This is a genomic window from Rhizobium sp. S163, assembly GCF_030380805.1.
In the GTDB taxonomy this organism is placed as follows: Bacteria; Pseudomonadota; Alphaproteobacteria; order Rhizobiales; family Rhizobiaceae; genus Rhizobium.
In genome coordinates this window covers 795,544-807,646 of the sequence record NZ_JAUDSA010000018.1, presented here as the reverse complement: position 1 = coordinate 807,646, position 12,103 = coordinate 795,544, and the positions used below count along the sequence as shown (strand labels likewise).

Genomic DNA, 12,103 nt, shown 5'->3' with positions numbered 1-12,103 from the left:
CGCAACCGTCTTTCGGAGACGAGCGTCATGCCGGTGGCAACAAAGTGCATGAAATGGCTCCCGCTGGCGATTGTCGCCCTTCCCCTTTCAGCCTTGACGGCAAGTGCCGCCACTCTCGACGGCATCATCGAGCGCGGGACCGTGCGCATCGGCTATATCGATGACGAAGCCCCCTTCTCCTCAGCCAAGGCCGGGGCAGAGCCGACGGGTTATGCGATCGATCTCTGCAACAAGATCGCCGATGACATCGAGCATCAGGTGCCGGAGTTGAAACGCGAATACATCCAGAAGACGCTCGCCAACGGCTTCGATGCGGTCAAGGATGGTGAGGTCGACCTGCTGTGCGGCGCGATCACCGTCAATCTCGAGCGTCGGGAGATCGTCGACTTCTCGCAGCCGATCTTCCTGACTGGGGCAAGCGCCCTGCTTCGCAAGGATTCGCCCGACTACCTGCAATCGTTCTTTTTCGACAAGCCGGCCGTGAGCGCCGTCAGCCAGCGCGCGGCGTCGGCAAGCGTGATCGGCGCGCGGGCGAACTCGACGACGGGAGCGGCACTGCACGAGGCCATGAAGGGCCAGGCATCGACGACGACGATTGCCGATTTCAAGACACATGAAGAGGGTCTGAAGGCGCTGGAGGATCGCAAGATCGACGCCTATATCGGCGATCAGGTGTTGCTGACCAGCCTCGCCACCCGGGCGCGGGATCCATCCTTGCTCGAGGTCGGCAATCGGCTGTTCACGCATGAGCCCTATGCGATCGCCCTGCCCCGAAACGACGCCGATTTCCGGCTGCTCGCCGATCGCGCCTTGACGGATTTCTATCTGTCCGACGATTTCCTTACGGTGCTCGACACCTATTTCGGTGCCGATGCGCCAATGCTGCACACGCAAATCATCATGCAGCACGTTCCGTAGGCTTGTTATCGCCCTATGGAAGCACGAACAGCAGCGACAGGAACAGGCCTGCGAAGATGATCATGCCGACGCGGTTGTTCGATTTGAACAGCACCAGGCACTGATCGGCATCGTTGATATCGAGCGTGATGATCTGCCAGGCGAACATGCCGGCTGCGATCAACAGAGCGAGATAGGCGATGACGCCGACGCCTGCGAGCAGGAAGGCTGCGAAGGTCAGGATCAGCATCAGACCATAGAGACCGACCAGCCATGGCTTGGTGTTGTCGCCGAAGAGACGCGCGGTCGAGCGGACGCCGATCAGCTCGTCGTCTTCCTTGTCCTGGTGGGCGTAGATGGTGTCGTAACCGATCGTCCAGACGACCGCGCCGATATAGAGCAGCACCGGCGCCAGCGAGAGACTGCCGAAGATCGCGGCCCAGCCCATCAGCGCGCCCCAGGAGAAAGCGAGCCCGAGGAAGAATTGCGGCCAGTCGGTGAAGCGCTTGGCGAAGGGATAAAGCGCCACGATCGCGAGAGACGCGACGCCGAGGATGACGGAGAACCAGTTGAGCTGCAGAACGACGACCAGGCCGACCAGCGCTTGCAACAGGATGAAGATCTTCGCCTGCGTGCGGGTGACGCGGCCAGACGGCAGCGGGCGCGAGCGGGTGCGCGCCACTTCCATGTCGATCTTGTGATCGACGAGATCGTTATAGGTGCAGCCGGCGCCGCGCATGGCGACGGAGCCGATGAAATAGAGCACCAGATGCCAGATCAGCTGACCGCCGGAAAAGAGGCCGACATGAGCCGCCGCATTGGCCGCCATCGCCGCCGACCAGAAGCACGGCCACAGCAAAAGCTGCCAGCCGATCGGCCGATCCCAGCGCGCCAGCTGTGCATATGGCCAGAGCCATGGCGGCAGCACCCGGTAAACCCAGTTGTTGGACGGCGCATCCGCAACGCGCCCGTTGATTCCGTCGATCTGTTGCATGCGGCCATCTAGCGACGTGGGGGATGGCGGGTCAAGCGGGATGGTGGGTGTGGTGTGGGTGGAGGGATTGGTGGGCGTGGTTGATTAGATATTAGAGAGGTTCGCGGGAGTGGCCCCATCATCTGCCTGCCGGCATCGACCGGGGTCGAGCCAACGGTCTCGACCCGTCCTACGGACCCCCGCTGGGGAGAAGGGACTTGGGGCGGGCCGCTTGCGCCAACCTCCCCTTCGCCCCAGCGGGGAGAAGGGGCCCGAAGGGCGGATGAGGGGGCTCCGGGCGCTTAGGTCAGCCTAAACTACGCCCCCAAAAAACTACCCATTCCACCGCCGGATCACCGGCTCGCTGAGATCATGCTCATACCCCAACACGCTGATGCTCGTCGTATCCAGCACGAAGTGCGCCCCGCCTTCCGCTGGCAATCCTACCCAGCGAGCCGCCAGCACCCGCAGAAAGTGGGAGGAGGAGAAGATCAGGATCGGGGCGTTTGCCGCGCGGATCGCGGCGATGATTCGCTCGGCGCGGGTGCCGACGTCGGCGGCGCTCTCGCCATCGGGGCAGCCGTCGCGGAAGAGTTGCCAGCCGGGGCGGTTGGCGAGGATCTGCTTGGTCGTCACACCCTCGTAGGCGCCGTAGTCCCATTCGGCGAGGTCGTCCTTGATCACCATCCGCTCGCCGAAGCCGGCAAGGCGGCAGGTGTTGCGGGCGCGCTCAGACGGGCTCGACCAGACTTCGGCGACGGTCAGGCCTTCAAGGCGCGGGCCGAGACGGCGGGCGGCGGCTTCGCCGTTTTCGGTTAGCGGAATATCGCTGCGGCCGGTGTGGCGGCCAGACAGGCTCCATTCGGTCTCGCCATGGCGCACCAGCGTGATCTCGGGATAGGCACTGCTCATCTCGCAACCCTTTCAAAATGAAACAGCGGGAATGAAAAAGGCGCGGGTCTCGCCGCGCCTTTTCGTCAAGTCAGAGAATGACCTTTTCGAGCGGCGGACGCGTTGCCTCGAATTCCTTCAGCTTCGCCTCGTTCGCGGCGATATAGTCGCGATTGTCGGGGGTGGAATACTGGTTCTTGGAAATCTGGATCTGCATGATGAAGAGCTCATCCCAGCGAAAGCCCATTTCGGAGCCGGCCAGATAGAACTCCCACATGCGGAAGAAGCGTTCGTCATAAAGCGCCACGGCTTCGGCCTTGCGCGCCACGAAACGCTCACGCCAATGGCGCAGCGTATAGGCATAGTGCAGCGGCAGGACCTCGACGTCGCGGACCAGAAGGTTCGCCTTTTCAATCGCCGGCAGCGTTTCGCCGATCGAGGGGATATAGCCCTGTGGGAAGATATACTTCTCGATGAAGGCATTGGTGCCGAAGCTCGGCTTCGGACGGGCGATCGAATGCAGCACCATGACGCCGTCGTCTGCCAGCAACTCGTGCACCTTGCGGAAGAAGTTGCCGAAATTGCCGATGCCGACATGCTCGAACATGCCGACCGAGACGATGCGGTCGAACTTCTGACCCTTCATCGTGCGGTAGTCCTGCAGCTCGAAGCGCAGCCGGTCGGTGAGACCGCGCTTTTGCGCTCGCTCGCGCGAGATCTTCAGCTGTTCTTCGCTGAGCGTGATGCCGGTGAGATCGAGCCCCGGCGTGGACTCCGTCAGATACATGCCCATGCCGCCCCAGCCGGAGCCGATTTCCAGCGCGCGCTGGTTGGGCTGAAGCAGGAGCTTGGCGGCGATGTGGCGCTTCTTGGCGACCTGCGCCTCCTCCAGGCTGATGCCGGGCGGATTGTAATAGGCACAGGAATATTGCCAGTCCTCATCGAGAAAAAGCTCGAACAGCTTCTCCGACAGATCGTAATGATGGGCAACGTTGCGCTTGTTGTGGTTGACGGGCAGACGGCTCTTCAGCTGCTGCAGGGCGATGCGGCCGATCAGGAGGGCCGCCATCGGGATGTCGAAGATTTCGTTGGTGGTGTTCTGTTTCACCAGGGCCAGGAAATCGTAGATGTTGCCCTGTTCCAGAATGAACCGGCCATCCATGTACATTTCGCCGAGCTTGAGGGTGGGGTCTCGGCGGATCAGTCGCTCCGCCTCCTCGTCGGCAACGCGGGCGGCAACCAGTTCTCCGGTACCGTCCCCGATGGTGTGTGTCTCGCCATTGGCGAGTGTGAGCTTCAGGTTACCCTTGCGGATGATTTTTTGGACAATCGATAAGAAATTCGACGCCATAAGTAAGGCCTCGCAATGTGACAGGATAATCCAATCAACTTAGGCCGTCTGGCCTGCCTTACAAGCGCCGTATTTGACACTTCGGCGACATCAACGCCGAAGTGTGACATTTCTGCAAGGCTTATCCGTAAGCCCTTATTTTCGCTTCATGGCCTCGGCGAGTGCTGCGCCGAACGCCCCCTGGCTCTCCTGTTTGGGGCTGGACGAGCGCCGGTCGTTTCCGCCGCGAGGGGTTGGATTTGAACGGGTTTCGCCGCGTGGCGCAGGTGCTGCCGCGCCATCATCCTTGCGCATGGAAAGCGCGATGCGCTTGCGCTTTGCATCCACCTCGACGACGCGAACTTTCACCACATCGCCGGCTTTCACAACTTCGTGAGGATCTTTGACGAAGCGGTCGGCGAGCTGCGAGACGTGCACCAGGCCATCCTGGTGGACGCCGATATCGACGAAGGCGCCGAAGGCGGCGACATTGGTTACCGTTCCCTCAAGCGTCATGCCCGGCTTCAGGTCGGAGATTTCGTTGATCCCTTCCGCGAAGGTCGCGGTCTTGAAGCTCGGGCGCGGGTCGCGGCCGGGCTTTTCCAGTTCGGACAGGATGTCCTTGACCGTCGGAAGGCCGAACTTGTCGTCGATGAACTGGCGCGGATCGACCGATTTCAGCACCGCGCTGTCGCCCATCAAGGTGCGCAGGTCGCGGCCGCAGGCGGCAACGATCTTCTTGGCGACGCCATAGGCTTCCGGGTGGACCGAGGAGGCATCGAGCGGCTCCTTGCCGTCGCGAATGCGCAGGAACCCGGCGCACTGCTCGAAGGTGCGCTGGCCGAGGCGCGCGACCTTGAGCAAATCGCGGCGGGTCTCGAAGCGTCCGGTCTCGTCGCGATGCCTGACGATGGCTTCGGCGATCGAGGTGCCGAGGCCGGAGACGCGCGCGAGCAGCGGCACAGAGGCCATGTTGAGATCGACGCCGACGGCATTCACCGCGTCTTCGACCACGGCATCGAGCGAGCGCGACAGCTTCTGCTGGTCGACATCGTGCTGGTACTGGCCGACGCCGATCGATTTCGGCTCGATCTTGACGAGTTCGGCCAGAGGGTCCTGCAGGCGGCGCGCGATGGAGACGGCGCCACGCAGCGACACGTCGAGATTGGGGAATTCGGCAGCGGCGGTGGCAGACGCCGAATAGACCGAGGCGCCGGCTTCCGAGACGATGACCTTGGTGGGCTTCGTGCCCGGCAGATCGGCCAGCATGTCGGCCACCAGCTTTTCGGTTTCGCGGCTCCCGGTGCCGTTGCCGATCGAGATCAGCTCGACATTGTGCTTGCGGATCAGCGAGGCGAGCTCAATCTGCGCGCCGCGCACGTCGTTGCGCGGCTGGAAGGGGTAGACGGTTGAGGTCGCGACCACCTTGCCGGTGGCATCGGTGACGGCAACCTTGACGCCGGTGCGGATACCCGGATCAAGACCCATGGTCGGGCGCGAGCCGGCGGGGGCCGCGAGCAGCAGGTCCTTCAAGTTGCGGGCAAAGACGTGGATCGCCTCTTCCTCGGCGCGCTCACGCAGCTCGCGCATCAGGTCGAGCGACAGCGACATGGAGAGCTTCACGCGCCATGTCCAGCTGGCGACCTCCATCAGCCAGCGGTCGCCGGGACGGCTGTTGCCGATCTCGTAGGCGGCAGCGATCATGCGCTCGACCGGCTTGTTCGGCGAGGCAGTCTCGGCATCGGCCTCGATCGTCAGCGTCAGCACTTCCTCGTTCCAGCCGCGCAGCATGGCGAGCGCGCGGTGGCCGGGGGCCGTTGCCCAGCGTTCGGAATGATCGAAATAATCGGAAAACTTTTCGCCTGCCGCCTGCTTGCCATCGACGACCTTGGCCTTCAACAGCGCCGCACCGCGCATATGGGCGCGCAGCTTGCCGAGCAGGTCGGCATTTTCGGCAATGCCTTCGGCGACGATATCGCGGGCGCCTTCCAGCGCCGTCTTCACATCGGGGACATCAGCGGTGATATAGGCTTCGGCCAGCGTTGCCGGCTCCTTGGCGCGGTCGGCGAGGATCGCTTCGGCGAGCGGACCGAGGCCGCGCTCGCGGGCGATCTCGGCGCGGGTGCGGCGCTTCGGCTTGTAGGGCAGATAGAGATCCTCGAGCTCGGCCTTGGTGGCCGCGCCCTTCAGCTTTGCCATCAGCTCGTCGCTCATCTTGCCCTGGCCGGTGATCGATTCCACGATCGTATCGCGGCGGGCTTCCAACTCGCGCAGATAGACGAGGCGCTCGGAGAGATCGCGCAGCTGCGTGTCATCCAGCCCGCCGGTCACTTCCTTGCGGTAACGCGCGATGAACGGCACGGTCGCGCCCTCATCCAACAACTCGATCGCGGCCTTCGCCTGCTCGGGCCGGGCATTGATCTCGGAGGCGATGACTGCGGAGAGCATGCGGATATCAGCGGCCATGATGGTTCCTGCGTTTTAATTGAGGTGGCGGACCATAGCGGCGAAAAGCGGCAAGGCAAGGATGGAGATGGGTTTGGGCTGTGGAAGGTGGGGATTTTGGGTGGTGCGCAGGTTGGCGCAGCTTGTGCTGAGATAATGTGATGCGGCTGACGGAATCAACGATGCGTTCGACTTTGAGTAAGGAAGCACATCCATCACGCAGCCCCCGCAATAGTTGTGGAGGGGGAGTCTACGTCCGTTCGGCCGTTATCGCAGACATGATAACTGTGACCGGAACTCAGTAGGGGGCGCACCAGCATGTTGAAAGCCGTGGATGTCGTTAGGTTTTTGAAGAGTGAAATACTCCCTATTTCTGACCCAAGCCCAAGAGCAAACGAAAGCGCCAAGATCATCTCGGCGGGTCAGTGGGAAATCTATAAAACGCTATTGAGGGCTATGAATGATACCATTGGTCCGCCGGACACTCGGAGAGAAACGGTAATCCACAAACTTGAGGAGACCATAGAGAAAGCTCTCATTGAACGGCCGCCAGTGATTATGTCGAAGGGCGAGCCAGATCCACAAGGCAACCAGGTCGTCAGCATCCTGCCGGTGCTCCATCCGGACCATGCCAAAATAGTAATCAGCGAGATACCCAAAAAGATAGGCAACGAAAGCCGCCTGCGGAAACGCAGGGTAGTCAGCCTTTTGATTGCAGGTATTTTGGTCGAGCTCTCTGATCGAGAAATACTCGCAACAGATAGCTTTGAACATCTCGACACAGATATCCTTTCCGCAATGGTCGAATACAAGGTGGAAAAATGGAGCATCGAGAAAGGCGAGCGTGCTGAGACTGAGATCGGCGAGGCTTACGGACGATTAGAGCTGGAGATCAACAGCGCGAAGACCACTCTCACCACGTTAATTGATGAACAGAAGGCGCAAGCGATCCAGTTAAGCGCGCAAATCGGTCAACTCGAAACGGACAAATCCAAGCTCGAAGCTGAGCTGGGTGTTTTGGAAAAAACGATCGGTGGTCGTCACGCAGAAATTGAAACCCACCTTATGGGATACCAAAGGGCTACAGAAGCAAAACTGAATTTGAATGTACTCGGAAACCTGTGGTCGCGGCGTGCAAAGCAGGCATTCCACAGCACATGGATAGCCGCAATTGCCGTGGCTGCGCTCTGCGGCTTCGGAATTTTCGCGGTCTTGTGTTGGGGGCGTGAAATCATGAATTTCGTAGCTCCGCGTGACATCGCTGCGATTTTGCTTGGGAACAACGCCACGGCAGCAATCGGCCATCAGATTGGCCGTGTGCTGCTCGTGACCGTGCCCGTTATCCTTTACTTCTGGCTGATCAAAATAATGGTGCGGTTCCTCATGCGCTCCATGTTGATCTACGACGACGCCAGCCAACGTCAGACGATCATGGAAAGCTATACGCTGCTGCTGCGCGACGGCATGAACGATCAACGCGCGCTGCCCATGTTGCTTTGGGCAATCTTCCGACAGGTTCCCGGCCACGGTCCCGACGGCATTGACCCGCCTGATTTCACGGAGGTCATCAATGCCGGAATGAAGAAAACATACGAACACGGTCTTAAGTAGCGTCACCTAGCACGCGGCAAATGAGTAAAGGGCGATGGGGCTCGCACGGAGCATAAGCGAAACGCCAAGCGCTCCAATTTCCCTTACCTCGCCCCTTGCCCGCTTTTGCGGCTTGTAAACCAGCGCCATTCTTTGCTAGCAGAGGCGACCGTTTTCAGACCCGCAAGGTAGCGCCTTCCCCGTGGAGGCAAGGAAAGTGTCATGCCCGATCTGCTGTTAGAACTCCGCTCCGAAGAGATCCCGGCCCGCCTGCAGCGCAAGGCTGCCGGCGATCTGAGGAAGCTTGTGACCGACGCGCTCGTCGAGGCGGGACTTTCCTATGAGGGTGCCAGGGAATACTGGACGCCGCGCCGCCTGACGCTCGACATTCGCGGGCTGACCGCCCGCTCCGCCGATGTGCGCGAGGAACGCAAGGGCCCGCGCACCGACGCCAACGAAAAGGCGATCGAAGGCTTTTTGCGCGCGGCTGGGCTCACCTCGATTTCCGAGGCGCAGGTGCAGAGCGACCCGAAGAAGGGCGATTTCTACGTCGCGATCATCTCCAAGACCGGACGCAGCGCCGAGGAGATCATCGCCGAGGTGATGCCATCTATCATTCGTGACTTCCCCTGGCCGAAGCCGATGCGCTGGGGCAAGGCCTCGTCGCAGCCGGGCTCGCTGCGCTGGGTGCGGCCGCTGCAGTCGATCGTCTGCCTTTTCGGCACCGAGCATGAGGAAACGACGGTCATTCCGTTCGAGATCTCCGGCATCGTCGCTTCCAACATCACCTACGGCCACCGCTTCCATGCGCCCGAGGCGATCACCGTCAAGCGCTTCGACGATTATGTCGCGAGCCTTGAGAAGGCCAAGGTCATTCTCGACGCCGAGCGCCGCAAGGATATCATCCTGCACGACGCCCGCGACGTCGCATTCGCCAACGGCCTCGAACTGGTCGAGGACGAGGGCCTGCTGGAAGAGGTCTCCGGCCTCGTCGAATGGCCGCAGGTGCTGATGGGCAGCTTCGAAGAAGCTTATCTCTCGATCCCATCAGAGATCATCCGGCTGACGATCAAGACCAACCAGAAATGCTTCGTTACCCGCAAACCGGGCGAAGAGACGCTTTCGAACAATTTCATCCTCGTCTCCAACATCGAAGCGACGGATGGCGGCAAGGAAATCATTCATGGCAACGGCAAGGTCGTGCGCGCCCGTCTTTCCGACGCGCTGCACTTCTGGAAGCGCGATCAGGGTGACCTGCCGGATCTGGAGACGCTAGAGGCTTCGGCCAAGAAGTTCAGCCTCGACCTGAAGAAGCCGCTCGACCAGCGCATGGCGAAGCTCGACGCGCTGAACGTCACCTTCCATGCCAAGCTCGGCACACAGGGCGAGCGCGTGGAGCGCATCCGCGCCATGGCCGCCAAGGTCGCCTTCCCTGCCGGCGCCGATTACAAGCTGGTCGACCGCGCCGTGGTTCTCGCCAAGGCGGATCTGCGTACCGAAGCCGTCGGCGAATTCCCCGAGCTGCAGGGCGTGATGGGCCGCAAGTACGCTGCTCTTCAGGGCGAAGAGGCCGTGGTCTCGACCGCGATCGAGGAGCACTACAAGCCGCAGGGCCCATCCGACCAGCTGCCGCAGGACAAGGTGGCGATCACGGTGGCGCTTGCCGACAAGCTCGACACGCTGATCGGCTTCTGGGCCGTCGACGAGAAGCCGACGGGCTCCAAGGATCCCTTCGCGCTGCGTCGTGCCGCGCTCGGCGTCATCCGCATCATCCTCGAGCGCGGCGTGCACCTGACGTTGCTGCCGCGCATCGTCAGCCACATGGCGCGCATCGACATGGATATCGGCAACACGGTTGCCGCCGACGACATGTCGCGCCAACTCGACCTCTTGTCGTTCTTCCACGACCGCCTGAAGGTCTATCTGCGCGACCAGGGCGCCCGCCACGACCTGATCGACGCGGTGCTGACGCCCGAGACCGACGATTTGCGCATGGTCGCCCGCCGCGTCGAGGCGCTGACGCATTTCGTCAGCTCCGAGGACGGCGAGAACCTGCTCGCCGGCACCAAGCGCGCCGTGCAGCTGCTGGCTGCCGAGGAGAAGAAGGGCACCGTGGTCGCCGACGGCGTCTCGGACGCGCTTCTGAAGCTCGACGCCGAGAAGGAGTTGTTTGCCGCGATCAAGACGGTTTCGGCCGAGGCATCCGGCGCGATCGAGAAGGAAGACTTCCGCTCGGCGATGGCTGTTCTCTCGACGCTGCGCGCGCCTGTCGACCGCTTCTTCACCGACGTGCTCGTCAACGACGAGGATGCGGCGATCCGCGCCAACCGCCTGGCGCTCCTGCGCCTGATCCGCGAAGCCACCGGCACCGTCGCCGACTTCTCGAAGATCGCCGGCTGATCAGCCGACGATGCCCAAAGTGATCACCGCCAGGACCGCGTAACGCGCGGTCTTGGCGATCGTCACCAGAAGCAGAAAGACCGGCAGCGGTTCACGCATGACGCCGGCAACGACGGTGATGGGATCGCCGACGATGGGCAACCAGCTTGCCAGCAGCGACCATTTCCCATACCGCCGATACCAGCGCTGCGCCCGATCGAGCGCCACCTCCCCCACCGGAAACCACCGCCTGTCGCGAAAGCGCTCGATGCCGATGCCGAGCAGCCAGTTGACCAGCGAACCGAGGATATTGCCGATGCTGGCGACGATGACGAGCAGCAGCGTGGAATATTGCCCGGAGAGAATGAGCGCGACGAGCCCGGCTTCCGACTGCGCGGGCAGGATGGTGGCCGCGATCAGCGAGATGGCGAAGAGGCCGGCATAGGCTGCAAGCGTGGTCATGTCGCGCTGGGCTCGGTGGTCTGCATGGTGGGGCTTTCGATTGGCGACGGCGGTTGGGTTTTCATGATCATGTTGCGGGGCTGGGCGCAAGCGTTGGGGGCGTTGAAAGGCGAGATCGGCCCGCCTTGACATGACATCATATGCGATATCATATTGCCGCCATGGTCGTCGTTGATGCAAATGTCATGGTTTCGGCTTTGCGATCCTCGAAAGGCGCCTCGCATCAGCTTGTGCGCGAGATGCTTACGGGTGGCGTCGAGTTCGCTTTGTCACCGGCGGTGGCGCTGGAGTATGAAGACGTGCTGAAGCGGCCGGGCATTCTCGGCAAGGCTCCCTCGCTCAGCGAGAGCAAGATCGACATCGTGCTCGATGCGGTGGTCAGCAAGGCCGAGCTCGTCTCGCCGTGGTTTCACTTCAGGCCGTTCCTCGCTGACCCGAAGGACGACATCTACATCGAGTGCGCCCTGGCAGCCGGAGCCACCCTGATTATCAGTAATGATCGCCATTTTCGGCATCCCGCAGTCAGCGCCTTTGGCATGTCAGTCATGAGCGCTGGAGATTTTATCGCGCAAAGGAGACAAGAGACATGAGCACCTATCCTCTCAGAATAGCCGATCATGTGATGGAAGAAGCCAAGCGCGCGGCGGCGGAGGACAATGTATCGTTGAACCAGCTGCTTTCCGCCTTCATCGCTGATGGCATCGGGCACCGGCGGGCGATCATGAGCTTGAAGAAGCGCGCGGAACGGGGCGATGTGAGCGCGGCGCTCGCCATCCTCGACGGCGTTCCCGATAGCGAACCAGATGCCGGCGACGAATTGGTCGCTGCGAAGAAGATGAGCCGGAAGTAGCGCAGGAAACAGCTGACGGCGGCGCTGTGTACTGGGGAGTCTGTTCTCCGCAAGGTCCATTCACGTCGGGCTAACCGATACGGCAGCAGATGCTCGGGACGAGCCCGAGCATGACGTCGGCGGGTGGGGCGCGATTCTGCAAGCCAGTGAAAACAAAAGGCTTCCAAATTCTCGACGTCATCCTCGGCCTCGTGCCGAGGATCTAAGCACGTCGCCACGATTGCAACGTGGATGGCTCTCACCCCAAGCCACGCCACGGATCGTGCGCCCGCAAAACAGAAACAGC

10 protein-coding genes are annotated in these 12,103 nt (G+C 61.7%); 5 read left to right on the top strand and 5 right to left on the bottom strand.

Annotated elements, in window-relative coordinates; translation table 11 throughout:
* Positions 1-27 precede the first annotated feature (27 nt).
* Complete coding sequence (locus tag QTL96_RS19535; RefSeq protein WP_289728813.1) at positions 28-918, top strand: amino acid ABC transporter substrate-binding protein; 891 nt, start codon at positions 28-30, stop codon at positions 916-918.
* A gap of 13 nt (positions 919-931) precedes the next feature.
* Here the strand turns inward: QTL96_RS19535 and ubiA are convergent, their stop codons facing one another.
* The 4 genes from ubiA to QTL96_RS19515 all read right to left on the bottom strand — a co-directional run bounded on the left by ubiA (position 932) and on the right by QTL96_RS19515 (position 6,557).
* Positions 932-1,891, bottom strand: a complete 960-nt coding sequence (gene ubiA, locus QTL96_RS19530; RefSeq protein WP_289728812.1) for a 4-hydroxybenzoate octaprenyltransferase — start codon at positions 1,889-1,891, stop codon at positions 932-934.
* 312 nt (positions 1,892-2,203) lie between these two features.
* Positions 2,204-2,782 carry a histidine phosphatase family protein gene (locus tag QTL96_RS19525; protein WP_289728811.1) on the bottom strand — a complete coding sequence of 193 codons (579 nt, stop codon included), beginning with the start codon at positions 2,780-2,782 and terminating at the stop codon, positions 2,204-2,206.
* A gap of 70 nt (positions 2,783-2,852) precedes the next feature.
* Positions 2,853-4,112, bottom strand: a complete 1,260-nt coding sequence (locus tag QTL96_RS19520) for a cyclopropane-fatty-acyl-phospholipid synthase family protein (RefSeq protein ID WP_018898649.1) — start codon at positions 4,110-4,112, stop codon at positions 2,853-2,855.
* 135 nt (positions 4,113-4,247) lie between these two features.
* Positions 4,248-6,557, bottom strand: a complete 2,310-nt coding sequence (locus QTL96_RS19515; RefSeq protein WP_289728810.1) for a Tex family protein — start codon at positions 6,555-6,557, stop codon at positions 4,248-4,250.
* 297 nt (positions 6,558-6,854) lie between these two features.
* Here QTL96_RS19515 and QTL96_RS19510 point away from each other — a divergent pair, with 297 nt between their 5' ends.
* Positions 6,855-8,147 carry a hypothetical protein gene (locus tag QTL96_RS19510; RefSeq protein WP_289728809.1) on the top strand — a complete coding sequence of 431 codons (1,293 nt, stop codon included), beginning with the start codon at positions 6,855-6,857 and terminating at the stop codon, positions 8,145-8,147.
* 201 nt (positions 8,148-8,348) lie between these two features.
* Complete coding sequence (glyS, locus tag QTL96_RS19505) at positions 8,349-10,526, top strand: glycine--tRNA ligase subunit beta (protein WP_289728808.1); 2,178 nt, start codon at positions 8,349-8,351, stop codon at positions 10,524-10,526.
* Here the strand turns inward: glyS and QTL96_RS19500 are convergent, their stop codons facing one another.
* Positions 10,527-10,967: a YqaA family protein gene (locus QTL96_RS19500; RefSeq protein WP_289728807.1), complete on the bottom strand. Its 441-nt coding sequence runs from the start codon at positions 10,965-10,967 to the stop codon at positions 10,527-10,529.
* 140 nt (positions 10,968-11,107) lie between these two features.
* On the opposite strand from QTL96_RS19500, the gene QTL96_RS19495 reads away from it, so the two are divergent.
* Together QTL96_RS19495 and QTL96_RS19490 are read left to right on the top strand one after the other, a co-directional pair.
* A complete protein-coding gene (locus tag QTL96_RS19495; protein ID WP_289728806.1) occupies positions 11,108-11,557 on the top strand; it encodes a putative toxin-antitoxin system toxin component, PIN family in 450 nt (149 codons plus the stop codon).
* The gene (locus tag QTL96_RS19490; RefSeq protein WP_289728805.1) at positions 11,554-11,817 is read left to right on the top strand and encodes a hypothetical protein; all 264 of its coding nucleotides are present in this window, start codon (positions 11,554-11,556) and stop codon (positions 11,815-11,817) included. Before QTL96_RS19495 ends, QTL96_RS19490 begins: the two co-directional genes overlap by 4 nt.
* Positions 11,818-12,103 lie beyond the last annotated feature (286 nt).